The following is a 23,545-nucleotide window of genomic DNA, read 5'->3' on the forward strand; positions in this document are numbered from 1 at the left end:
GACGACGGGTGATCAGCTGACGCCGCCCTACTTCGGTTCAGCCACGAACACGCCGACGCCTTCGAGGGTCCCGGTCATCCGGTTGACGGTGACCCGGGTGGCCGGCGGATTTTGGCGCCCGGTCAGTGTGCACGCGGTCTTCGCGCGGAAGTCATGGTCAGGTCACGGTACGCGAGGTACGGTTGCTGACCCGTCGACCCGGGGATCAAGGAGGACAGCATGCCGCGCTCCGGTCTACCCAAGTTGATCGCGACCGACCTCGACGGCACCCTGGTCCGCAGCGACGAGACCGTCTCCGCGTACACCCATGGGGTGCTCGACCGTGCCCGCGACCTCGGCATCCCGGTCGTCGGGGCGACCGGCCGCGGACCCCGGCTGATGGAGCTGACCCGAAACGACATCCGGGCCGCAGACTATCTGGTGATGGCCGGCGGCGGGCGGGTGGTCGACCAGAGCGACCCGACCGGTGTACGGGTGCTGCGCGACGAGCGGCTGTCCGCCGACGTGCTGGCCCAGCTGATCACCGAGCTGGAGGCGGCAGTCGGTCCGCTGATCGTGATGGTCGAAGCGTCTGACGAGCACGAGGCGCCGCTGTGGGGCGACTTCGACCCGCAGTGGCGGTACCCGGAGCGGTTCGAGGCCCGTACCCGGCAGCAGTGCCTGGCCACCGACGTGATCAAGGCGTTCGCCCGAACGCCGTCGCACGACGTGGACGCGCTGCTCGCCGCCGCGGTGCAGATCGTCCCGCCGACGCTGGCGACGGTCACCCAGGCCGGGCTGGGCTTCATCGAGATCTGTCCGCCCGGCGTCGACAAGGCCAGCGGTCTGGCGGTCGTCGCGGAGTCGCTCGGCGTCGACCCGGCGGACGTGCTGGTCTTCGGCGACATGCCCAACGACCTGCCGATGTTCGCCTGGGCCGGGTGGTCGCGGGTGGCGGTGTCGAACGCCCATCCGACAGTACGCCGTGCCGCCGATGAGGTTACACTGCGTAATGATGATGACGGCGTAGCGATTTACCTCGACCGGCTACTGTCCGGAGATGGAAGTGCATCCACGTCTGGTCGCCACCGATCTCGACGGGACACTGCTGCGGCCCGATAAGTCGCTCAGTGCCCGGACCGCCGCCGCGCTGGACGAGTTCCAGCGGCGCGGCGGGCAGGTGGTGCTGGTCACCGGCCGGCCGGTGCGTTGGCTGCCGGCCGTCTACGAGCAGCTACGGGCTCCGGTGCCGGCGGTCTGCGCGAACGGTGCCGTGGTCTACGAGCCGCGTACCGACACCGTGCTGCGCGCCGACCCGCTCGCCCCGGAGATCATGGCCGAGGTCGCCCGGCGACTGCGCGCCGAAGTCCCGGATGTGGTCTTCGCCGTCGAGGTGGAGGACGGCCGGTTGATGCGGCACGGCACCGACTGGCCGGCGCACTGGAACAGCGACCACCCCACCGCCCGGCAGGTCACCGACTCGGCGGAGCTGCTCACCGCGCCGGCGGTGAAACTGCTGGCCCGCAGCAGCCACGATGACCCGGAGGTGTTCGTCCGGATCGTCGCCGGAGCGCTCGCCGGGCTGGCCGAGGCCACCCACTCGTCGAAGTCCGGGTTGGTGGAGATCTCAGCTGCCGGGGTCACCAAGGCGGCCGGGCTGGCCTGGCTCTGCGCCCGTTGGCAGATCGGCGCCGCCGACGTGGTCGCCTTCGGCGACATGCCGAACGACGTCCCGATGCTGACCTGGGCCGGGCAGGCGGTCGCGGTGGCGAACGCCCACCCGACGGTGCAGGAGATCGCGGACGCGGTGACGGCGTCGAACGCCGACGACGGGGTGGCTGCCTACCTGGAGCAGTTACTGGCGCAGAGTCAGAGGTACTGGCCGGTGCGGGTGCCGCCGCCCTCGCCCGGCTGACCGGCCTGGCCCGGCTGCCCCGGCATGCCGGGGATCATCCCACCTGGGCCGACCGGTAGTGCCGGCCGCCCGCCGGAACGCATCTGCTCAAGCTGCAGCCGGGCTGCCATCTGCTGGGCCATCAGCGCCGCCTGGATGCCGTGGAACAGCCCTTCCAGCCAGCCGACCAACTGGGCCTGGGCGACTCGCAGTTCACTCTCACTCGGGGTGGCGCCGTCCTCGAACGGCAGCGAGATCCGGGCCAGCTCCTCGCGCAGCTCCGGTGCCAGGCCGTCCTCCAGCTCGGTGATGGAACGCCGGTGGATCTCGCGCAGCCGCTGCCGGCTCGCCTCGTCGAGCGGGGCGGCGCGGACCTCCTCCAGCAACTGTTTGATCATGCTGCCGATCCGCATCACCTTGGCCGGCTGTTCGATCAGCTGCGACGGGTCTTCCGGGTCGACCGGCTCGTCGCCGGCACCGGTGGCCCCGCTGGCGTCGCCGGGGGCACCTGCGGCACCGGTACCGCCGGCGTTCACCGTGCCGACCGGTCGCCCGTCCGGGCCGACCACCACCACCGCGCCGGGCCGGCCAGCCGCCGGGCCGGACTCATTGGTCTCTTCCGGGGAGCCTGACGTCTCGGTCATAGGCTCCATCTTGACGCAGCACCAGGGCCGGCCGCTCGCCGGTCCCCCGATCACGCCGCTCGCCGGTCCCCCGGTCACGCCGCCCGTCGGTCCCCGGTTCACGCTGCCCGTCGGCGGCGTGAACCGGCAGATCACCTAGCATTGACTGGACGCAGCCGAGCGGGTAGAACGCCGAGTGGACTGTCGACCAGCTCGCCACCGTCGGCGTACTCCACCTGCGCGACCGACCGTCGTACCCATGGGAGAGGACCACCCCTGTGCCTCACATCGACCGCCGGCAAGCCCTGAAGCTGCTGGCCGCGCTCGGCGCCACCGGGCTGGCCAGTGCCTGCAGCGTCGGCACGGGTGACGACTCGAACGAAGACGACGGCCTGGTCAGCGACCGGCCAGTACGCATCGGCCTGATCGTCCCGCAGACCGGCGGTTACAAACCGATCGGCGACGAGATGCTCAACGGCTTCCAGCTCTACCTGGACACCCACCAGCAGCGGCTGGGTGGCCGCCCGGTCGACCTGGTGATCGCCGACGAGGGGGAGACCCCGGAGTCCGGGCGGGCGGCGGTCGACTCGCTGCTCCAGCAGCAGGTGCTGGCGCTCACCGGGGTGGCCAACTCGGCGGTGATGCTCGCCATCCGGGACGCCGTGGAAGAGGCCCGGGTGCCGTTGATCGGCTCGAACGCCTCGCCACGCAGCCTGCAGAGCGTCGTCTACATCTGGCGTACCTCGTACGTCGCCGACGAGCCCGGCCTCGCCCTCGGCGGCTACCTGGCCCGAGAGGTGTCCGCCAACGGCGAGGTGGCGATCGTTGCCGCCGACCAGCCCGCCGGCCGCGACGTGGTGCAGGGGTTCCGGGAAGGCTTCGGCGCCAGCGACGAGCGGATTTCCGGGGCGGTCATCTGGGCCAACGCCACCCCGAATCCGGGTCGGGACACCTTCATCGAGCCGATCCAGGAGGTGATCTTCCGGGATCCGGAGGCGGTCTACTGCCATTTCACCGGCTCGGCGGCGGTCGAGTTCATCCGGCAATTGCGCGACGCCGGCTTCGAAGGTCCGATCTACGGTCCGGGTTTCCTCACCGAGGGCAACGTCATCGACCAGCTGGGTGAAGAGGCGAGTGGCATCGTCACCGCTCTCAACTACTCGGCTGACCTGGATAATTCGGCCAACCTGCAGTTCGCCACCGGTTACCGCAAGCGGTACGGGGCGCCGCCGACCACGTACGCGATGTCGTCCTACGACGCGGCCCAGGTGCTGGACAAGGCGATCCGGTCCGCCGGACCGGGTGTCTCGTCCCAGGAGCTGAACCTGGCGCTCGGCCGGGTGGGGCAGATCGACAGCCCGCGTGGGCTGTGGCAGTTCAACCAGCCGCGTACGCCGCAGCAGAAGTGGTACCTGCGTGAGGTGCTGCGCGACGGCCCAGTGCTGTCGAACGTGCTGATCACCGAGCTCGCCACGCTCGGCTGAGCGCCGCGCTGGCCTGAGCCGGGCCAGGCACGCGCTGGGCTGGGCACGCGCTGGGCTGGGCTGGAGCCGTGGTCAGCCGCGCAGTTCGGCGACGCAGCACTTCACGCTGCCTCCGCCCTTGTGCAGCTCGGTGAACTCGACCGGCAGCGGCTGGTAGCCGGCGGTGGCCAACTTGTCGGCCATCCCGGTCGCCTCGCTGTTGACCACCACGTGCCGGCCGTCGCTGATCAGATTCAGCCCGAAAGCCAGCGCGTCGGACCGGTCGGCGATCACCGCCCCGGGGAACAACTGCCGGAGCACCCGCTGCGACGCGGGGGAGAAGGCCTGCGGGTAGTAGGCGACGGTCTCGTCGTCGAGGGCGGCCAGCGCGGTGTCCAGGTGGTAGAAGTGCGGGTCGACCAGGCGCAACGACACGACCGGCCGGCTCAGCGTCTCCTGGAGCCGGCGGTGCGCGTCCGGGTCGGTACGGAACCCGTAGCCGGCGAGAATCGTGCCGCCGTACGCCCCTGGAAGGTAGGTGAAGTCGCCTTCGCCCTCGTTGGTCTCGGTGGGCCGCACGTACCGCCAGCCGAGCTCCTCGTAGAACTCCCGATGCGCGATGGCCTCCGCGGCCCGCTGCGGGTAGGTGAACCGGGCCCCGAAGACGGTGCGGTCAACCGAGAATGCACCGTTCGCGGCGTACACCATGTCGGGCAGGTCGACGCGGGCCGGCAGCAGCCGAACCTGGTGCCCGATGCCGGTCAGCGTCTCGCGTAGCCCTTCCCATTGTTTGACGGCGAGTTCGGTATCCACCGGCAACTGCGGGTTCATCCACGGATTGATCGCGTACTCGACGGCGAAGTGCTCCGGCGGACACATCAGGTACGTCCGGGGCTGCCCGGCGGCAGCGCACACATCGGTCACGGGAACCAAGAGTAGGTATGCTGTCACACAATAAGAAGTCTTGATCGTTGCGCCTGAAGGACTAAACGTTGCAGATCGACGCCGTGGACCAGCGAATCATTGCGTCGCTGGTGGCCGACGCCCGTTCGTCCTACGCGGACATCGGCGCCCGGGTGTCGTTGTCCGCCCCGGCGGTCAAACGCCGGGTCGACCGGCTGCGGGCGGCCGGGGTGATCCGCGGCTTCACTGCCGTCGTCGACCCGTCCGCCGTCGGCTGGACCACCGAGGCGTTCATCGAACTGTTCTGCACCGGGCGGACCACACCGGCCCAGATCGCGGCGGCTACCCGCCAGCACCCCGAGGTGGTCGGGGCGTACACGGTAAGTGGCGAGGCAGACGCCCTGGTGCACCTGCGGGCAGCCGACATCGCGCACCTGGAGCAGGCCCTCGAACGGCTGCGGGCCGAGTCGTTCGTCACCGCCACGAAGAGCATGATCGTGCTCTCCCGGCTGGTCGACGCACCGGCGCCGGTCGCCGTCCCCGACCCGCTGGCCTGACCGGCAAGTGCCCGACCCGCTGGCCTGACCGGCCAGTGCCCGACCAGGTCAGAGGTACATGCCGGTGCGGTGATCCCCGGTGTCGCCCCGGGACGGCTTGTCCCCGTCGCCAAAGAACCGCTTGCCACCGAACTCACCGTGCAACCGGTCGTCCAACTCGTCGGCGAGACCGGTCATCACCTGCACCGCGAGCATCAGATGGGTGGGCTGGAAGTTGCGGCCGAACACCGGCACGGACGCCCACACCGTGTCGTTGGTGCAGTACAGCCGCCCGATCGGCATCCGGTTGGTCAACTCGGACAGCTTCACGTACAACTGCTCGGTCGGCTCCACCTCGGTCAGGACCGGCGAGAAGACGTCCACCAGCGGCGGATTGTCCCGGATCCGGACGAAGACCATCGCCGAGCCGGCCCGGATCCCGATGTCGCCGTCAGCGTCCACATGCAGATGCTCCGGGGTGCTGCGCATCATCGTCGCGACCACCGTCCGGACCCGCTCGTCGAGCGGCAGCGCGTCACCCGGACCGTCGTCACCGTCGCCGGGCACCGGGTCGCCGGTCGGCAGCCCGAGATGGTCGCCGAGGGACGACGCCGGTCGGGCGGTGCCGAGCGGCTCGACCTCGATCGGCGAGTCGTTGTCGTCGCCCACCGAGTAGACGACGAAGGCCGGATGCGGGGCACCGTAGACCTGGCGCAGCGTATGGGTGATCACTGAGGCCAGCCGGGCGACGTCCGTGGTCGTCGTGGCCAGCCCGAAGTTGTCACCGCAACCCGGCACCACCCCGGGCGGCGACCAGCCGAGCGCGACCAGTTCGGCGACGGCGTCCCGGTCCATCCGGTAGTCCGGCGGCAGTGTGGCGTTGCTCACCGCCGACGCGGTCAACCGGTCCTGCAGGCCGATCGAGACATCCACCGAGTAGATCGCGTCGCCGGTGCCGGACGCTGTCGGATCGAGGGTGAGCTCCACCTGTGCACCGGCCGGCAGCGTCGGCAACATGGCGGCCAGCGCGGCGGCGAAGTCCCGCCACGCCTGGGTCACCTTCTCCCGCAGGTCGGCCGTGCTCGGCTCGTCGAGCAGGAGCGGCTCGTGCGCCGCCGGCTGACTCCCGGACGCCTGATCCCCTGATGCCGGCACCTGCTCCCCCACGATGATCAACTCAGTCCCGTTGTGCGCACACCCTACCCAGATGAGCCACCACACCGGCTAGCCCCGGTTGCCGTCGGATAACCGGCACTGGCCGATCGCAGCTCGCCGTACCGCCGCTGGCCTGCGCCTTTTGGACGTAGCCGGCGGATCGCAGCACGTGAGAAGGTGGCAGCATGGCCCGTTCCGCCCCCCGAGACGACGCCGGCGACCGCGACCTACGGGTCGACCAGCCGGCGACCAGCGCGGCCGGACTGCCGGGCGTCACCCACGCACTGCGGGCCGGCGTCGCTCAGATGGGCGTACGCCGCACCGCGCTCACCCTGGCCCGGGTCAACCAGCCGGGCGGCTTCGACTGCCCCGGCTGCGCCTGGCCCGAGCCGGCCGCGCAGCGGCGCGCGCACGCCGAGTTCTGCGAGAACGGCGCCAAGGCGGTCGCCGAGGAAGCAACCCTGCGCCGGGTCACCCCGGAGTTCTTCGCCGCCCATTCGATCAGCGAGCTGGCCACCCGCTCCGACCACTGGCTCGGCCAGCAGGGCCGGCTCACCCACCCGGTGATCCGCCGACCCGGCGCCGACCACTACACCCCGATCAGCTGGGACGACGCGTTCCGGCTGATCGGCGACGAACTGCGGGGCCTCGACTCGCCGGACCGGGCCGCGTTCTACACCTCCGGCCGCACCTCCAACGAGGCCGCCTTCCTCTACCAGCTGTTCGCCCGGTCGCTGGGCACCAACAACCTGCCGGACTGCTCCAACATGTGCCACGAGTCGTCCGGGGTGGCGCTGCTCAGCACCATCGGCATCGGCAAGGGCTCGGTGACCCTGGACGACCTGCACCGGGCGAAACTGATCGTCGTCGTCGGGCAGAACCCGGGCACCAACCACCCCCGGATGCTGTCCGCGCTGGAACGGGCCAAACGGGACGGCGCCACCATCGTCGCCGTCAACCCACTGCCCGAAGCCGGGCTGCTGCGGTTCCGCAACCCGCAACGCCCCGGCGGCCTGGTCGGGGCCGGCACCCCGCTGGCCGACCACTTCCTGCAGATCCGTATCGGCGGCGACCTGGCGCTGTTCCAGGCGATCGGTGCGCTGCTGGTCGCCGACGATGCGGTCGACACTGACTTCGTCGACACCCACACCAGTGGGTACGCCGAGTACCGCGCGGCCCTCGCCGGGCTCGACTGGGCGGCGGTGACCGCCGCCACCGGGCTGGACCGGGCCCAGATCGTCGAGGTGGCCCGGCTGTTCGCCGCCTCCGACGCGACCATCGTCTGCTGGGCGATGGGGCTGACCCAGCGGCAGGACTCGGTCGACGCGATCCGCGAAATCGTCAACGTGCAACTGCTGCGCGGCATGATCGGCAAGCCGGGGGCCGGGCTCTGCCCGGTGCGCGGACACTCCAACGTGCAGGGCGACCGCACCATGGGCATCTGGCACGAGCCACCGGCCTGGTTGCCGGCGCTCGGCCGGCGACTCGGCGTACCGATGCCGACCGCGACCGGACTGGACACGGTCGGCGCGATCCGGGCGATGCGCGACGGCGAGGTACGCGTCTTCATGGCCCTCGGCGGCAACTTCGCCGCCGCCAGCCCGGACACCGACGTGACGGTCGCCGCCCTGGCGTCGTGCGCGTTGACCGTGCACGTGTCGACCAAACTGAACCGCTCGCACACGGTGCCCGGCGCGACCTCGCTGATCCTGCCCTGCCTGGGCCGCACCGAACGGGACCGGCAGGCCGGCGGTGACCAGTTCGTCACCGTCGAGGACTCGATGTCGGCGGTGCACGCCTCCCGGGGCCGGCTCGCTCCCGCCTCCGACCAGCTGCTCTCCGAGGTGGCGATCGTCGCCCGACTGGCCCGCGCGACACTGCCGGACTCGCCGGTGCCGTGGGAGGCGTACCAGGGCGACTACCGGGCGATCCGGGCGGCCATCGCCGACGTCGTACCGGGCTTCGCCGACTTCGAACGCCGGGTCGCCGAGCCGGACGGATTCGTGCTGCCGCACCCGCCCCGGGACCGGCGGACCTTCGCCACCGCGTCCGGCAAGGCCGCGTTCACGGTCAGCCCGTTGACCGTGATCGAGGTGCCGCCGGGCCGGCTGCTGCTGCAGACCATGCGCAGCCACGACCAGTACAACACCACGATCTACGGGCTCGACGACCGCTACCGCGGCATTCGGGGCGGGCGCCGGGTGGTCTTCGTCCACCCGGACGACCTGACCGCACTCGGCTTCGCCGACGGCGACCAGGTCGACCTGGTGTCGGAGTGGTCGGATCAGGTCGAACGCCGGGCCAGCGCCTTCCGGGTGGTGAGTTACCCGACGGCGCGCGGCTGCGCGGCCGCGTACTTCCCGGAGGCGAACGTGCTGGTGCCGCTGGACTCCACCGCCGCTGGGTCGAACACCCCGACGTCCAAGCAGATCGTCATCCGCCTGGAGCCGGCCTGACCTCGCCGTCACCGTAGGCACGGGCCAGGGCGGCCAGCCGGGCGCCGGCCTCGACCGGGTCGGCGCCACGGCCGACGGCCAACCCCAACAGGTACGCGGTGACCGGCGCACCCGGGCGCAGCACGTTGTGCGCCACGTCGCGGGCCAGGTCCAGCACCACCGGCACCGGCACCTCGCCGGGGTCGAGCCCGAGTTCGGCGGCGGCTGACGCCACCCAGCTCGTCATCGTGTCGCTCATCGCACCCACCGTGTCGCTCATCGGACCCACTCCCGTGCCTGCCGGACGTCCCGGTCGGTGTCGCAATCGAACCACGGCGGAGGGCCGGCGCCGGACCAGGTCACCTCGGCGACGGACAGGCCGCCGAACAGCGCCCGCATCGACGCCCCGACGAGGCCGCCGCCGCGCTGCGCGGCGAGCCGGTCGACCGCCGCATGCAGCCGCTCGGTACGCCACACACCGCAGAGCAGTTGCCGCCGACCGGTGGCGTCGACGTAGAGCGCCCCGTCGACACCAACCGCCCGTACGGTCCGCGTCAGCAGGTCCACCGCGTCGGCGGTGAGCAGCGGCAGGTCGCCGGCGAGCAGCGCGACCAGACCGGCCGGCTCGGCGAACGCGGCGGGACCGGTGCGGCCGGCGGCCTCGGCGAGTGCGGCGAGGCCGGCGGCGGTGGCGGCGACCGGACCGGCACCGGGCGGCTCCTCGCGTACCGCCAGGACACCCGGCGGCGGGTCGGCCAGCGGGCCGACGACGACGCGCGGGTCGGCGCCCGCGACGGCGGCCAGCACCCGGTCCCGCATGGCCACCCCACCCACCGGTACGTCCGGTTTGTCGACGCCGCCCATCCGTCGGGCCGCGCCACCGGCCAGCACCACCGCCGCGAATCCGGTCACGTCGCCGACGGTACCGCGAGGTGAAACCCGTCGGTGCGTTGACATCGAAGCCGGCCGGCCGGAGCGTCCTTCCAGTATGGAGTTCAGGCTGCTCGGGAACTTCGAAGTGGTACGGGACGGCCGGCCGGTATCGGTGGGCCGGCGCCGGCAGGAACGCCTGCTGCTCGCCATCCTGCTGCTGGCAGCCGGTCGTCCGGTCGCCACCGATCGGCTGACCGACCTGCTGTGGGACGGTGCACCGCCGCCGAACGCCCGCGGTGCCGTGCACACCTACGTCGGGCGGTTGCGGGCCGCCCTGTCGCCGTACGGGGTGCGAATCACCACGAAGGGTCGTGGCTACGCGGTGCCGGCCGGGCAGGTCGACGCGACCCGCTTCACCGACCTGGCCCGGGAGGCCGCCGGCACCACCGACCCGGCCGAGCGGATCCTCCTCGGCGGTGCCGCCCTGGCCCTATGGCGCGGGCCGCTCCTCGCCGACCTGGTCGACGAGCCGCTGCGGCAACGGCTCGGCGAACCGTTGCGGGAGCTGCGGCTCAGCGTCGCCGAGACGTGCGCGCGGTCGCTGCTCGACATGGGCCACCACGAGCGCGTGGTCCGCGACCTCACCGACCTGGCCGAGCAGCATCCGGGCCGGGAAGCGCTGGTCGCGAGCGTGATGACCGCCCTGTACCGGTCCGCCCGGCAGGCCGACGCGCTGCGCCTGTACGACCGCGCCCGCAAGACTCTGATCGGCGAACTCGGCGTCGAGCCCGGCCCCGACCTGGAGACCGTGTACCAGCGGATCCTCGTCGGCGACCCGCGCCTCGAACGACCGGCGGCCCCGGTGTACGCGGTGCGGGTCCGCGACCACTGGCTGCCGTGGAGCGTGGGCGGCCATCCAGCGCTGGAGTTCTGCAACACGTACGCGGGTTGGGGCGGTGAACGGATCCCCGGCGCGGAGTGGCTGCGCAGCTACTCGTCGCTCGCGGTCTGGGCCGGCCACCAGGATCTGCTCGACGACGGTGTCGTCACTGGCCTGCTCGCTACCGCCGCGCAGGATCCGATCGGCGCCGCGACGGTGCTGGACGAGGCCCGCCAGCTGCGCGAGCGGCTCTACGTCTGCCTCACCGACCCGGCGGATCCGCGCGCGTTCGCCGCCGTCGCCCGGTTCGTGGAGGACGCCGCCCGGGACGCGGTGTTCCGGCGGGGAGCGGACGGGCTGGGCGGCTGGCACCCGTCCCGTCGGGCCGGGCTGCGCGCGCCGCTGCACGCGGTCGCTCGCAGCGCCGGCGAACTGCTCGCCGACCCGCGCCGGTCGACGGTGTGCGCCTGCCCCGGCCCACACTGCGGCTGGCTGTTCCTCGACCAACGTGGCCGTCGTCGGTTCTGCAGTCAGGCCACCTGCGGGCACCCGGCGGCGACCTGACCTAGCGGCCCGCGTTCGGCAAGATCGTGGTGAGTCGATGGTGAGGGCCGCCGTCGAGACTCGGTCCATGCGTCGATTCACTTACCTCGCAATGGCCACGGCCACCGCCGTGCTCCTCGCCGCCGTACCCGCATCGGCGGCCCCCGACAACGGTCGTCAGCCTTCGGGCGACGACGAATGGGTGCCGGTGCCGTCGGCTCCCTTCGAGCAGGAAGCCGGTGTCACCTGTGACTTCCCGATCAGCGGTGAGCCGGTGCTGGACCGGGTGGTCAAGATGGTGCTGGCGACGTACCCGGACGGCTCATCCAAGCGGGAGATCTACACCGGAGCGCTCATCTACCGGGTCACCAACACCGCGACCGGGGAGTCGGTCGAGGTGGACATCAGCGGCACCTCGGTGCTGAACATCCGGCCGGGCGGTTCGTACTCCAACAACGTGACCTGGCGGGTCTGGGGTCCGATCCTGCTGGGCATGCACGAAGGAAAGAGCAACTATCCGAGCGGCATGTACGTGCCGAACGGGATCTACACGTTGGACGTCAGCAAGTCGGGGTACCGGACACTGCGGTTCACCGTCGGCAGCGCACACAACCTCTGCGACGATCTTCAGCCCTGACCTGCGGGAGCCCGACCTGCGGGAACCCCAGCCCGGACTCCGCCAGCGGGAAACATCCACCCCCCGATGATCGTTGCCGGTGGTATGGACGATTCCGGGGTGAACGGACCCGACAGCGGAGACGAGACGTCCCACGCCGGCCCGGCCCCGGGCCGGCGTGGCGCGGTCCGGGTGGAACCGGGCCAGAAACGGGTCCGGGTGTACCTGCACGGTGAGGTGGTGGCCGACACCACCGCCCCGCTGCTGGTCTGGGAGAAGCCCTACTATCCGACCTACTACCTGCCGGCGGCGGACGTCCGCGCGACACTCGTCGCGACCGGCGCCACCGAGCGGTCGCCGAGCCGGGGCACCGCGGAGATCCTCGACGTGGTCACCGGGGACGGCCGGACCGCCGTCGGGGCCGCCCGCCGCTACCCCGACTCACCGTTGCCGCAGCTACGCGACGCGGTACGGCTGGACTGGGCGGCGATGGACGAGTGGCTGGAAGAGGACGAGCCGGTCTACACGCACCCGCGTGACCCGTACACCCGGGTCGACATCCTGGTCAGCAGCCGGCGGGTGCGGGTGGAGCTCGACGGGGTGACGCTGGCCGACTCCGGCTCCCCCCGGATCCTGTTCGAGACCGGGCTGCCGCCGCGCTACTACCTGCCCCTGACCGACCTGCGGCGGGACCTGCTGGTGCCGTCGCAGACCCGCACACACTGCCCGTACAAGGGGACCGCCGAATACTGGTCGGTGCGGCTCGGCGAGCGGACGTACGACGACCTGGTCTGGATCTACCGCGCGCCGTTGCCGGAGAGCCAGAAGATCGCCGGCCTGGCCTGCTTCTACAGCGAAAAGGTCGACCTGTACGTCGACGGCGTCGCCCAGCAACGGCCGCGTACGCAGTTCAGCTGAAGCCGGCGCGGCACCCCGCCGGACGACGAGTCCGCCGGCCGGCCGTACGTGCGGTGCGTATCGCCCGGCGGTCACCTTCCCCTGCTAACTTCTGCCCGTGGCGCAGGCAGACGGATCAACCGCAACGGACGGATCCGGGACGCTCGACGGGTCCGGGTCCGGGTCCGGGTCCGGGTCCGGGTCAGTCGGGCAGCCGGCGGGCGTCGTCCCACGGGTCGTCCGCAACGACTGGTCGTCGGTGGCCGTACCCGATCTGGACAGCTGGCGGCCCACGATGACGGTGAGCGTCGTCATCCCGGCCTTCAACTGCCAGCCCACGCTGGATCTGACCCTGGCATCGTTGAGCCGGCAGACGTACCCGGCGGACCTGCTCGAGGTCGTCGTGGCCGACGACGGCTCGGACCCGCCGTTAACCCTGCCCGAGGTCCGGCCGGCGCGGACGAAGATCGTCCGGGTCGGTGCCGACGGCGAGGCCGGTTGGGGGCGGGCCGCCGCCCTGCGCTGCGGCGTCGCGCACAGCACCGGCGAGATCCTGCACTGGCTGGACGCCGACATGATCGCCTTTCCCGAGCATGTGGCGGCCCAGGTTCGCTGGCAGCATGTGCTGCCGTACGCGGTCACCCTCGGCTACAAGCGCTTCGTCGACCCGGACGGCGACGGGCGGTGGCCGTCGGCGGAGACGGTCGCGCGGACGCTGGCTCGCGGCGCGGCAGCGGATTTGTTCGGTGGCGACCCAGGTGAGCCGCACAGCTACGTCGAGCGGTACGTCAACCAGACCGACCAGCTGCGCATCGCCGACCATCACGCGTTCAAGATCCACGTCGGCGCGACCGCCGCGCTGTGCCGCGAGCTGTACCAGCGGGCCGGCGGGTTCGACGCGCAGCTGCGGCTGGGCGAGGACACCGAGTTCGGCTACCGGCTCGCCCAGGCGGGTGCCGTGTTCGTGCCGGAGCCGGTCGCGCGGAGCTGGCATCTGGGGCGGACCCACGTGATGCGCGCCCGCAAGGAGATCGCCCGCTGGAACCGCCCGTTCTTCGCCGACCGGATCCCGTACCCGCGCAGCTGGCGCAAGGTGGGTGGGACGTCCTGGTCGGTCCCGCTCGTCGAGGTGGTCACGGCAGTCGGTGACCAGCCGCTGGAACGGGTACGGGCGGCCGTCGACTCGGTGCTGCGCGGCACCGAACACGACATCCGGGTCACCCTGGTCGGCCCGTGGGATCAGCTCGACGACGCGCGGGTACGGGTGCTCACCGACCCGCTGCGCGACCTGCGACTGATCGCCGCGACCTACCGGGGTGAACCACGGGTCCGGCTGGCCACCGAACGGCCCGGCAGCGTCTTTCCCGCGCCGTACCTGCTGGACCTGCCGGCCGCGTACGGCCTGGCACCGGACGCCCTGCGACGCCTGATCGACGTCGCCGACCGCCACCAGGCCGGTGTGGTCCGGGTCGACGTCGGCGAGCCCGGAGCGGACCCGGCGCGGGAGGCCGGCGTACGGCTGTGGCGGACCGCGGCGCTCAGCCGGGCGCGGTGGGTGCGGTCCGCCGACGAGCCGCTGTTCGACACGGTGACCTCGGTGTACGGGCACCGCGACGTGCCCGCCGAGGAGGTCGGCGTCGTGGATCTCACCCGGTTCGAGGTGGCCGACCTGGCGAACGGAATGCCCCGGCCGTCCCGGCGTCGCCGGGCACCTGCCGCGCTGGTGCCGACCACGGTCGAGGTGGCCGGCGTACGGTCGCTGGCCAAGGCGACGGTGGTGGTCGCCTGGATGGCGGGCCGGCGGGTCCGTGCTCAGTGGGCCGGGTCGGCGGTGCGGCGCAGAGCCGGCCACAGTGGGTAGCGGTAGCGGGGCAGCAGCGGCATCGACACCGTGGTCGAGATCAGCCGCTGGCCCCGGGCCTGCTGGTCGATCCAGCGATCGTCCAGTTTCAGCGACACCTCGCCGGTGCGGAACCGGCTCGGGTTGCCGGAGACCGTGTGGTTGGGCCGCAACCGCACGGTACGCCGGTCGACGAACGGCCCGCCGGCCGGCGGCGAGACGACCTCCTCCGGCAGGCCGACGAAGCGGAGCAGACCTTCGACGGTATCCCGGGGCTCGGCCATGAAGTCCTCGTACCGCAACCGCCGGTGCCGGCCCGGATAGGCGCGGGCGGTCCGCTCGATCAGCAGGTTCCAGCCGAGCCACAGCCGGCTGCTCTCGGCCGGGCTGTGGTGGTGGGCCAGGCCGGGGGTCGAGGCATCGTGGTGGGAGGTCGTCCGGGACCAGGAGTAGGCCACCGCCCGCGGGTCGCGCACCACGTGCAGCAGGTGCGGCTGCACCCCGTCGACACCCGACAGCATCGCGGCGTCGGCGGGCGACTTGGACGAGTCGACGATCAGCGTGGCCCCGGTGACGTCCGCGACCGCCCGGTAGAGCGAGGCCATCAGCCGTCGGTAGCGCTCGACGTCGGGGGCGGGCCGGGTGCGTAGGAGGGTGGGCGTGTGGCGGACCCGCAGCGCGCGCCGCTGCAGCGCGTACACCTCGGTGGCCGACGGCGGGTCGTCCCCGTACGCGGCGCGGAGGATCTCCTGCCAGAGCGGGCATTCGGGGACCGGGACGCCGCAGCCGCACGGCCGGCGCTGCTGCAGCCCGCGTAGCCAGAGGTAGGTGAGCTCACCGACGGTGAAGACAGACTCGTACGAGTTGAGAATGTTGTCCAAGATGGTGGTGCCGCTGCGTCCCCACGCCGCGATGAACAGAACCTTGGTCACACCGCTCCCTCCACAGGCTGCGGCCGGAGTCTAGCCAGGGGCGATGCCGACCCGGGTCCGCTCCTGGCGCCCTGGCGGGCCGGGTGCCGGGGCCGGATGCCGGGTCGTCGCCGGTACGTCGTCCGGTCGCCGAGGGTGTTCCCGACCCGTACGGATGATGACTACCCAGATTTCACCCAATGGTCGCTCACGGTCGCCATCGTCAGGCGTGATGTCCGATACCCCAGCCGTCAGCGTGGTCATCCCGACCCGCAACCGCCCGGAGCTCGTGACCCGCGCCGCTCACAGCGCCCTCGCGCAGAGCGTCGAGGAGATCGAGGTGATCGTCGTGGTCGACGGGCCCGACACGGCTACCCGGTCCGCGCTCGACGCGGTCGCCGACGCCCGGCTGCGGGTGGTCGAGTTGCCGGCCAGCGGCGGCGCGCCGGCGGCCCGCAACGCCGGGGTACGGCAGGCCCGCGCACCCTGGGTGGCGCTGCTCGACGACGACGACGAGTGGCTGCCGCACAAGCTCGCCGCCCAGCTCGAGGTGGCCCGCGAGGCGTCCGCGCCGCTGCCGATCGTCGCCAGCCGGCTGGTCAACCGGACCCCACGGGCCGAGTTCGTGATTCCCCGGCGGCTACCGGATCCGGGTGAACCGCCGAGCGAGTACTTCACCGTCCGGCGCGGACTGTTCCACGGGGACGGCTTCATCCAGACGTCGACGATCATGGCCCCGACCGAGCTGTTCCGCCGGGTGCCGTTCGATCCGACGGTGCCCCGGATGCAGGAGCTCGACTGGTCGCTGCGCGCGCTGAGCCACGACGACGTGGCGCTCACCTTCGCCGACGAGCCGCTGGTCATCTGGCATCAGGATGAGAACCGGCCACGGATCAGCCTGGACTCGCCGTGGCAGGCACAGTTCGAGTGGCTGCGGCGCAGCCGTCCGCTGATGACGCCCCGCGCGTACGCCGCGCTCACAATGAGTGTGATCAGCTCGATGGCGGCACCCACCCGCAGCGGCAAGGTCTTCGCGACACTGCTGCGTGAGGCGCGCCGGCACGGGCAGCCGGGCACGCTGGACTACCTCACGTTCGCCCAGATCTGGCTGATCCCGCCGGACCTGCGCCGTACCGTGCGGGACATGATCCTCAAGCGCCGCCGCCAGACGCAGCCCGAGCAGCCGGCGGGCATTGAATCGGACGCGCTCCGGCGGTAGCTCGCTGGCTTTGGCTCGCATGCCCGCCTCGGGCCGCAACCGATGGCCCCGACGAAGACCGGGCCTGCCACCCGCGATCTTGTCCGGTGCCGGCACCGCCAGCGCGGGCGTACGCAGCAACTGATCTGATTATCAGATAGACTAGATCCATGCGAACCATCTCGGCCACAGAAGCCTCACGGAGATTCTCCGATCTCCTCGACTCCATCGAGCGCGGCGAGAGCGTCACCATCACGCGGGGAAACCGCCCGATCGCTGAGATCCGTCCGGCGCACCGCCGCACCGGCAGGGACCTACGAGCAGCACTCGCCGACATGCCCGCGCCCGACGACCGCTTCGAGACGGATCTCGCCGACGCTCTCAGCTACGTGACGAGCGAACGGACGGATCCGTGGGCCGACGCCTGATCCTCGACACCAACGTCGTCATCGCCTACGAGCGCGGCACGCTCGACCGCGCTTCCCTCGACGAGGACGAACTGGCGATCGCCGCCATTACCGTCGCCGAGTACCGGGTCGGCATCGAAATGGCCGACACCGTCGCCCGCGCGGCAGACCGCGCCCGAGCCTTGGCCGCGATCGTCTCCGCAGTCGACGTGCTCGACTACACCGACGCCACGGCCGCTCACCACGCCAGACTCATCGCGCACGTACGACACGCCGGAACACCACGCGGCGCGCACGACCTGATCGTCGCCGCGCACGCCGCCGAGACCGGACGAATCATCCTCAGTCGCGATGCGAAAGCCCGCTTCGGCGATCTGCCCAACGTCCTGGCAGCGCAGCCCTGATGGTTGACCACACCGCAAGAAGGGTTTCAACCAAGAGATCACCGCAGGGCGGGGCGATGATTCGACTACGGCGAGTTGACGAACGGGACGAACCGGTGAAGGGCTTGTTGACTGCGGTAGATCACGTAGACGCGTTCCTTGCTCGGGCGGTCGGCACCGCCGCGCGGACCATCGTCGCTCACCCGCCGACCCGCCTCGGTGCGGAGCCCACCAGACGTGCGGCCAACAAGCCATCGGTCATGAGCTGGGCTTCGTAGCTCATGATCCTAATGAGTTCTGGGAGTGAGCCATCCGGCAGACTCCTGATGGATAGGTAGCCGCCGGCGGGTGAGCACTCGTTGTTCCCGGACGTCGAGTCCTGACGGAAGATCGTGCCCCTGCCGGTCGGTGTGGAGAGTTGATCGCTGATGGGATGTCGTGCCCGCCCGGTCGCGGCGTGAGCACTGCTTCATTAGGTCGCTGATGGTTCTCCTCCCGGCTACCGAAGGTGATCGACTCGATAGACGGGAGACGTGTTGCTGTTCGTAGGAGATGACTGGGCGGAGGACCACCACGACGTCGAGGTGATGGACGCCTCCGGCCGCCGGCTGGCCAGGGCCCGGCTGCCCGAGGGCGTCGCGGGGATGACCAGGCTGCACGCGATGATCGGCCAGGCCCTCGGTGACGACATCGACACCGACGACGACGCCCGGGTGAGGATCGGCATCGAGACCGATCGGGGCCCGTGGGTGCAGGCCCTCGTCGCCGCCGGCTACACGGTGTACGCGGTCAATCCGTTGCAGGCGTCCCGCTACCGGGAACGCCTGGCGTTGTCGGGGGCCAAGAGCGACGCCGCCGACGCGCACATGCTGGCCGACATGGTGCGCACCGACTCGCACCAACTGCGCCCGATCGCCGGAGACACCGCCGACGCGCAGGCGGTCAAGGTCGTCACCCGAACACACAAAACCCTGGTCTGGGAACGCACCCGCGCCGGTCAGCGGCTGCGACACGCGCTGCGCGACTACTTCCCCGCCGCCCTCACGGCGTTCGCCGACCTCGACGCCCCGGACGCCCTGGAACTCCTCGCGAAGGCCCCCGACCCGGCGGCCGCCGCCCGGTTGAGCCTGACGCAGATCAGCGCGGCCCTCAAACGGGCCCGCCGCCGCGACATCCCGGCCAAGGCGGCCACGATCCAAGCCGCGCTGCGCGCCGAGCACCTCGGCCAGCCCGCCGTGGTCACCGCCGCGTACGCCGCGTCGGTACGTGCCCTGGTCGCGTTGCTGGTCACCCTCAACGAACAGGTCAAGGCCCTGCAAGGGCAGGTGGAGGACCATTTTGGCCGGCACCCGGACGCTGAGATCATCCTGTCCCAGCCCGGACTGGGTGCCGTCCTCGGCGCCCGGGTGCTCGCCGAGTTCGGTGACGACCACGACCGCTACGCCACCGCGAAGGCCCGGAAGAACTACGCCGCGACCAGCCCGATCACCCGCGCGTCCGGGAAGAAGAGGACCGTCGCGGCCCGGTTCGTGCACAACGACCGACTCATCGACGCCCTGATGACGCAGGCGTTCTCCGCCCTGCACACATCCCCGGGTGCCCGCGCCTACTACGACCGGCAACGAGCCCGTGGCGCCGGCTACAACGCCGCGCTGCGTCAGCTCGCCAACCGGCTCGTCGGCATCCTCCACGGATGCCTGAAGACCGGCACCGTCTACGACGAGGCGACCGCGTGGTCGCATCACCTCAACGAAGCTGCTGCTTGACATTCAAGCTCCTGGGATGTCTTCCGTTTGGGTAGCCCTCTCGAGTGGGCCGCCTGGGACTCGAACCCAGAACCTAAGGATTAAAAGTCCTCAGCTCTGCCGATTGAGCTAACGGCCCGTCAAGGGCCAACCCTACTCCGCCTGGCCGCAGCCTCTGCACCCGCCCGTCTGCTGCCCGGGTCTAGGTCTGTCGCGGCTGACCGGTTCGGTCAGGCGGCCGGTGTGCCGGAGCGAGCCGTGCAGGCCGCGATCCCTGGGCAGGCCTCGATCGTGGTCTCGATCCGTGAGCCGACGGGCCGCCCCGCTCGCGGCGTCGGCATCACACGACACTACTGGGAGCTGTGCGCGAGCGATGCGATCTCGGTCAGCGCATCGACATGTGCGGCGAAGGCCTGCCGTCCGGTAGGCGTAAGCTGCGCCCACGTCCGTCGGCGACCGTTGAGCGTAGCCCTGCGCAGCCTGAGGTAGCCCGCATCCTCCAACTGTTTGATGTGCTTGGACAGTGCCGAATCGCTGATCCCGAGTGCCTCTCGCAGCACTTGGAACTCGGCCTCGTCCAGAGGGGTCAGCAGGGAACAGATGTGCAGGCGGTGGGGTGCGTGGATGACCGGATCGAGGCGGGGCACGGTCACCACGGCGTCTCTGCCGACGCGGGGGTACAGGCACTCATGACGGTCGTCCCGTGACCCTTCGTCGAGTCGAATGGCGCAGAAGCTCGAGCACCGTGAAGAGCACCAGACCCGCGACCGCCCCGGACGCCGACGGGATCCACCACTGCCGGGATGCGTCGAACGCCTGAGCTGCGAACAATCCGAGTCCGAGCATCACCAGCGGTACGGCCACGACGATGGCGAGGGCTTCGGCAGTGCCGTGCATGGCCCTCACCCGCGCCACGACGCGGTGCCGCCACGCGCCGAGGGCCACGAGCCCGGCGATGAGAAGGGTGGCGACGCTCCATGTAGCGAGTGGGCCGTCGTAGACGGTGGCGACAGCCATGGTGGCGGACCACGATGACACGGCTGCGGCGAACCATCGCGAGTACAGGCCCTTGCTCAGCCCGAACTGCTTCATCCGCTCGATCGATGTCAAGGCCCTCGTCGCCTCATCCGGCGTGGGGTCGTCGGGGAAGATGACCATAGGTTCCTCTCTTTCCAGTACGGAAAGAGTAGCGGTGACTTTCCGTACTGGAAAGTCACGGCAGGAGTGCGGAGACACGTTCACGACATCCGCATGGTCCGGTACGGAGGCGCCGTCGGACGGGGTGGTGATGCCGCGCCTTCTCAGGCGTTGGCGATGCTCGTCAGGGCTTTGTGGACCAGCGCGGTCTGTCGGCCGAGCGTCCGGCCGGCCAGCAGTTCGCGCAGCGGGACGCGGACGCCGAACTCGTCATGGATGCGCCGGGCCAGCTGGGTGATCAGCAGGGAGTCGCCGCCGAGGGCGAAGAAGTCCGCGTCCTTGGCGAGATCGTCCTGCCCGAGTACCTCGGCCCAGAGCTTCGGCACCGTCACCTCGGGATCGGGATTGCCCGTGGGGGTCGTGGTAGCTGTGGTAGCGGTGGTGGCCGTTACCGCCGGGCTGCGGTTCACCTCGGGTGCGAGCAGGCGGGGCCCGGCGAAGGCGTAGCCAGGCAGATGGATGCGCCGGCCTTCGCCAGCCCCGAGGGCGTGTGGCGGCACCGGCACGCCCAGGGTCCACAGCCGGCCGAGGGCCTCGAGGATCGACCGGCCGGGGTCCCCGCCACCGGGATCGAGCGGCACTGCGGTCAGCCCGGCGGCTGCGGTCGCAGTGGCGAGGGCTTGCCCAGGGCCGACCTCCACAGCTACGCAGTGCGGATGCTGCCGGGCAAGCGCGGCGACGGCGTCGCCGAAGAGTACGGGCCGGCACACCTGCTCTACCAGTGCGGCGACGGTGACGGTGCCGCCGACTGGAACAATCTCCCCGGTCAGGTTTCCGGCCAGCGGTGTCGTCACCGGACGTAGAGCCGCCCCGGTGAGTGCCCCAGCCAGTTCGGGCACCGCAGGCTCCATCAGCCGGGAGTGGAAGGCGTGGCTGGTGTGCAGCCGGCGGGCGAAGACCCGGTCGCCGATGTGCCGGCGCAGCCGTTCCACCTCCTGTTCGGTGCCGGCGAGGGTGCAACTGGCCGGACTGTTGACCGCTGCCAGCGTCAGGTTGGCGCCCGATTCGGCGATCAGGTCCCAGGCGGTGTCGGCATCGCAGCCGACAGCCAGCATTGCGCCCGGCGGGCAGGACTGCATGGCACGCCCTCGGATGACGACGAAGCGAGCGGCATCGGCGAGCTCGAGTACGTCGGCGAGACACGCCGCGGTGATCTCACCGAGACTGTGGCCGAGGAGAGCGCATGGTGCCATGCCGAGACCGGTCAGGGCACGCCCGGCGGCGTAGCCGACCGCGAACAGGGCCGGCTGTGCCAGCTCTGTGCGGGCTAGCTCGTCGGCCGGGAAGGCGGGGTCGAACAGCGCGCGGCGCAGCCGCTCGGACAGCTCATCGTGGAACACGGCGAGGCACTCCTGCAGCGCCATGCTGAATCCGGGCAGCGCCGTTGCGTACCCGGTAGCCATCCCCGGCCGCTGCGAGCCCTGGCCGGGCAGTAGGAAGGCCACCGAAACCGGCCCGGCCGGCGCGCGGCCACGTGTGCGCAGCGAGCGCTGTTGCAGCAGTTCGGCGACTTCGGCGCTGTCGCGGCCAACCACCGCCAGGCGTTCCGGCAGCTTGGCGCGACCGACGGCTAGAGTTGCGGAGACGTCGGCGAGGTCCGGTTGTTCGCGGCGCAGGTGCGCTGTCGTCCGTTCCACCGTCCGGTCGAGGGCCTCCGGATCAGAGGCGGACAGAATGACCACCCGGTCCCGGACGGGTGCCACGGGCCGGGCCGGCGCGGGCTCCGGTGCCTCGACGATCATGTGAGCGTTGGTGCCGCCAATGCCGAACGAGCTGATCCCAGCGCGCCGGGGGACCGGCCCGGTCCAGGGCTCCGCAGCCGTCGGCACGCGCAGTGGCGATCCTTCGGCGTCCAGCAGCGGGTTGAGCGCGGTGAACCCGGCGACGGGGGGGACGACGCCGTCCCTGACCACCCGCATCGCCTTGATCAGCGCGGCCAGGCCGGACGCCGCGTCGAGGTGGCCGACGGTGGCCTTGAGCGCGCCGACGGCGACCTGGCCCGGTGCGGCACCCATGGCAGCCAGCGCCGCGCTCGCCGCGGCCCACTCGATTGGATCGCCGATCCGGGTACCGGTGGCATGCGCCTCCAGATAGCCGATGGATGATCCGGGCACGTCGGCGACGGCCAGGGCGGTCCGGATCACCTCCTCCTGACCGGTCAGTGAGGGCGCGTAGTAGCCGACTTTGGCGGCGCCGTCGTTGTTGACCGCACCGCCGAGCAGAACTCCGTACGGATCGGGGCCGTCGCCGAGGTCGGCGAGCCGGCGCAGCACCACGGCCACTACCCCGGAACCGGCCACGACACCGTCGGAGTGCTCGTCGAACGGCCGGCACTGCCCGGAGGCCGACTGGATGCCGCCGTCGACGTGCAGGTGGCCGCCCTGCGGGAAGTCGATGCCGGCGGCCGCCACCAGGGCCGTGTCGCATTCGCCGTTGATCAGGGCCTGCGTGGCGAAGTGCACGGCAACCAGCGAGGAGGAGCAGGCGGTCTGCACGCTCAGCGCCGGGCCGGTCAACCCGAGCTTGTAGGCGATCAGACTGGCGATGAAGTCCGGTTCGGTGCCGTGCAGGGCCTGGTCCAGGGTGAGCGGGTCGAGTGGTCCGCCGGAGAGCATGGCTCGCAGGTAGCCGCTGCCGCTGCCGCTGGTGAAGACGGCGATGTTGCGGCCGGTACTGTCGCCGGGTGCCGCTTGTGGCGTGATCCCGGCATCCTCCAGGGCAGACCAGGCGACCTCGAGCATCAGCCGGTGCTGTGGGTCCATCAGTTCGGCGTCACGGGCGCTGATACCGAACAGCCGGTGGTCGAAGCGATCGACGTCGGCGAGTACACCGCGGACGGGGACGTAGCCCGCCGCGCCGGCGACTTCGGCCGGCACGCCGGCGTCGAGTAACTCGGCGCGGGTCAGTCGGCGGGTCAGGACCGCCCCGCCCTTAACGGCGTCCCACCACGAGTCCAGGTCGGTCACGCCCGGCAGACGGGCGGACACCCCGGTCACAGCGACGTCGAGAGCGCGGTCCCGTTCCATGGACGACCTCCGGAGGAAGATGCGGCGATCAGTGCCGAACC

Annotated in this window: 21 protein-coding genes, 1 tRNA gene and 1 pseudogene; 13 read left to right on the forward strand and 10 right to left on the reverse strand. The window is 71.2% G+C overall.

What is annotated here, in order from left to right:
- Nucleotides 1-219: 219 nt before the first annotated feature.
- Nucleotides 220-1,035, forward strand: a pseudogene (locus ACN27J_RS22195) (HAD family hydrolase); the annotation flags it as partial.
- Between the two features lie 4 nt (nt 1,036-1,039).
- Nucleotides 1,040-1,894, forward strand: coding sequence for an HAD family hydrolase (locus ACN27J_RS22200; RefSeq protein WP_421369177.1), 855 nt, complete (start codon nt 1,040-1,042; stop codon nt 1,892-1,894).
- Here ACN27J_RS22200 and ACN27J_RS22205 read toward each other — a convergent pair.
- Nucleotides 1,849-2,526 carry a bacterial proteasome activator family protein gene (locus tag ACN27J_RS22205; RefSeq protein WP_421369179.1) on the reverse strand — a complete coding sequence of 226 codons (678 nt, stop codon included), beginning with the start codon at nt 2,524-2,526 and terminating at the stop codon, nt 1,849-1,851. The two genes, ACN27J_RS22200 and ACN27J_RS22205, sit on opposite strands and share 46 nt — an antisense overlap.
- Nucleotides 2,527-2,774: 248 nt before the next feature.
- Here ACN27J_RS22205 and ACN27J_RS22210 point away from each other — a divergent pair, with 248 nt between their 5' ends.
- On the forward strand, nt 2,775-3,980 hold the full coding sequence (locus ACN27J_RS22210) for an ABC transporter substrate-binding protein (RefSeq protein ID WP_278173075.1): 1,206 nt from the start codon (nt 2,775-2,777) through the stop codon (nt 3,978-3,980).
- Between the two features lie 72 nt (nt 3,981-4,052).
- Here ACN27J_RS22210 and ddaH read toward each other — a convergent pair whose 3' ends face one another.
- On the reverse strand, nt 4,053-4,883 hold the full coding sequence (ddaH, locus tag ACN27J_RS22215; protein WP_421369181.1) for a dimethylargininase: 831 nt from the start codon (nt 4,881-4,883) through the stop codon (nt 4,053-4,055).
- Nucleotides 4,884-4,951: 68 nt separating this feature from the next.
- On the opposite strand from ddaH, the gene ACN27J_RS22220 reads away from it, so the two are divergent.
- The gene (locus tag ACN27J_RS22220) at nt 4,952-5,419 is read left to right on the forward strand and encodes an Lrp/AsnC family transcriptional regulator (RefSeq protein ID WP_421369183.1); all 468 of its coding nucleotides are present in this window, start codon (nt 4,952-4,954) and stop codon (nt 5,417-5,419) included.
- Nucleotides 5,420-5,467: 48 nt separating this feature from the next.
- Here the strand turns inward: ACN27J_RS22220 and ACN27J_RS22225 are convergent, their stop codons facing one another.
- Nucleotides 5,468-6,565 (reverse strand): T3SS (YopN, CesT) and YbjN peptide-binding chaperone 1, encoded by a 1,098-nt coding sequence (locus ACN27J_RS22225; protein ID WP_421369185.1) that lies wholly within the window; start codon nt 6,563-6,565, stop codon nt 5,468-5,470.
- 173 nt (nt 6,566-6,738) lie between these two features.
- Between ACN27J_RS22225 and ACN27J_RS22230 the strand changes: the two genes are divergently transcribed.
- Nucleotides 6,739-9,009 carry an FdhF/YdeP family oxidoreductase gene (locus ACN27J_RS22230; protein ID WP_421369187.1) on the forward strand — a complete coding sequence of 757 codons (2,271 nt, stop codon included), beginning with the start codon at nt 6,739-6,741 and terminating at the stop codon, nt 9,007-9,009.
- Here the strand turns inward: ACN27J_RS22230 and ACN27J_RS22235 are convergent.
- Both ACN27J_RS22235 and mobA read right to left on the reverse strand, forming a co-directional pair.
- On the reverse strand, nt 8,987-9,247 hold the full coding sequence (locus ACN27J_RS22235; RefSeq protein WP_282233154.1) for a DUF6457 domain-containing protein: 261 nt from the start codon (nt 9,245-9,247) through the stop codon (nt 8,987-8,989). The genes ACN27J_RS22230 and ACN27J_RS22235 overlap by 23 nt on opposite strands.
- A gap of 17 nt (nt 9,248-9,264) precedes the next feature.
- Nucleotides 9,265-9,900, reverse strand: a complete 636-nt coding sequence (gene mobA / locus ACN27J_RS22240) for a molybdenum cofactor guanylyltransferase (protein WP_421369189.1) — start codon at nt 9,898-9,900, stop codon at nt 9,265-9,267.
- 76 nt (nt 9,901-9,976) lie between these two features.
- On the opposite strand from mobA, the gene ACN27J_RS22245 reads away from it, so the two are divergent.
- The 4 genes from ACN27J_RS22245 to ACN27J_RS22260 all read left to right on the forward strand — a co-directional run bounded on the left by ACN27J_RS22245 (nt 9,977) and on the right by ACN27J_RS22260 (nt 14,658).
- Nucleotides 9,977-11,305: a BTAD domain-containing putative transcriptional regulator gene (locus ACN27J_RS22245; RefSeq protein WP_421369191.1), complete on the forward strand. Its 1,329-nt coding sequence runs from the start codon at nt 9,977-9,979 to the stop codon at nt 11,303-11,305.
- 67 nt (nt 11,306-11,372) lie between these two features.
- On the forward strand, nt 11,373-11,921 hold the full coding sequence (locus tag ACN27J_RS22250) for a hypothetical protein (RefSeq protein WP_421369193.1): 549 nt from the start codon (nt 11,373-11,375) through the stop codon (nt 11,919-11,921).
- A 99-nt stretch (nt 11,922-12,020) separates the two neighbouring features.
- Nucleotides 12,021-12,818 carry a DUF427 domain-containing protein gene (locus tag ACN27J_RS22255; protein WP_421369195.1) on the forward strand — a complete coding sequence of 266 codons (798 nt, stop codon included), beginning with the start codon at nt 12,021-12,023 and terminating at the stop codon, nt 12,816-12,818.
- Between the two features lie 97 nt (nt 12,819-12,915).
- Nucleotides 12,916-14,658 (forward strand): glycosyltransferase, encoded by a 1,743-nt coding sequence (locus tag ACN27J_RS22260; protein ID WP_421369196.1) that lies wholly within the window; start codon nt 12,916-12,918, stop codon nt 14,656-14,658.
- On the opposite strand, the gene ACN27J_RS22265 is transcribed toward ACN27J_RS22260, so the two are convergent.
- Nucleotides 14,610-15,569 (reverse strand): sulfotransferase family protein, encoded by a 960-nt coding sequence (locus ACN27J_RS22265; RefSeq protein ID WP_421369198.1) that lies wholly within the window; start codon nt 15,567-15,569, stop codon nt 14,610-14,612. The genes ACN27J_RS22260 and ACN27J_RS22265 overlap by 49 nt on opposite strands.
- 211 nt (nt 15,570-15,780) lie before the next feature.
- Here ACN27J_RS22265 and ACN27J_RS22270 point away from each other — a divergent pair, with 211 nt between their 5' ends.
- The 4 genes from ACN27J_RS22270 to ACN27J_RS22285 all read left to right on the forward strand — a co-directional run bounded on the left by ACN27J_RS22270 (nt 15,781) and on the right by ACN27J_RS22285 (nt 19,302).
- A complete protein-coding gene (locus tag ACN27J_RS22270) occupies nt 15,781-16,767 on the forward strand; it encodes a glycosyltransferase family 2 protein (protein ID WP_421369199.1) in 987 nt (328 codons plus the stop codon).
- Between the two features lie 149 nt (nt 16,768-16,916).
- The gene (locus ACN27J_RS22275; protein ID WP_421369201.1) at nt 16,917-17,174 is read left to right on the forward strand and encodes a type II toxin-antitoxin system Phd/YefM family antitoxin; all 258 of its coding nucleotides are present in this window, start codon (nt 16,917-16,919) and stop codon (nt 17,172-17,174) included.
- Nucleotides 17,159-17,557, forward strand: a complete 399-nt coding sequence (locus ACN27J_RS22280; protein WP_278173095.1) for a type II toxin-antitoxin system VapC family toxin — start codon at nt 17,159-17,161, stop codon at nt 17,555-17,557. The genes ACN27J_RS22275 and ACN27J_RS22280 overlap by 16 nt, the downstream gene beginning before the upstream one ends.
- Nucleotides 17,558-18,072: 515 nt before the next feature.
- Nucleotides 18,073-19,302: an IS110 family transposase gene (locus tag ACN27J_RS22285; RefSeq protein ID WP_421364504.1), complete on the forward strand. Its 1,230-nt coding sequence runs from the start codon at nt 18,073-18,075 to the stop codon at nt 19,300-19,302.
- Nucleotides 19,303-19,347: 45 nt separating this feature from the next.
- Here the strand turns inward: ACN27J_RS22285 and ACN27J_RS22290 are convergent.
- The 4 genes from ACN27J_RS22290 to ACN27J_RS22305 all read right to left on the reverse strand — a co-directional run bounded on the left by ACN27J_RS22290 (nt 19,348) and on the right by ACN27J_RS22305 (nt 23,504).
- Nucleotides 19,348-19,420, reverse strand: a tRNA-Lys gene (locus ACN27J_RS22290).
- A gap of 211 nt (nt 19,421-19,631) precedes the next feature.
- Nucleotides 19,632-19,937, reverse strand: a complete 306-nt coding sequence (locus ACN27J_RS22295; protein WP_421369203.1) for a winged helix-turn-helix domain-containing protein — start codon at nt 19,935-19,937, stop codon at nt 19,632-19,634.
- A 31-nt stretch (nt 19,938-19,968) separates the two neighbouring features.
- Nucleotides 19,969-20,439: a hypothetical protein gene (locus ACN27J_RS22300; protein WP_421369205.1), complete on the reverse strand. Its 471-nt coding sequence runs from the start codon at nt 20,437-20,439 to the stop codon at nt 19,969-19,971.
- A gap of 143 nt (nt 20,440-20,582) precedes the next feature.
- Nucleotides 20,583-23,504 carry a type I polyketide synthase gene (locus ACN27J_RS22305; RefSeq protein ID WP_421369207.1) on the reverse strand — a complete coding sequence of 974 codons (2,922 nt, stop codon included), beginning with the start codon at nt 23,502-23,504 and terminating at the stop codon, nt 20,583-20,585.
- Nucleotides 23,505-23,545 lie beyond the last annotated feature (41 nt).

It is taken from the genome of Solwaraspora sp. WMMB762 (assembly GCF_049179115.1).
In the GTDB taxonomy this organism is placed as follows: Bacteria; Actinomycetota; Actinomycetes; order Mycobacteriales; family Micromonosporaceae; genus Micromonospora_E.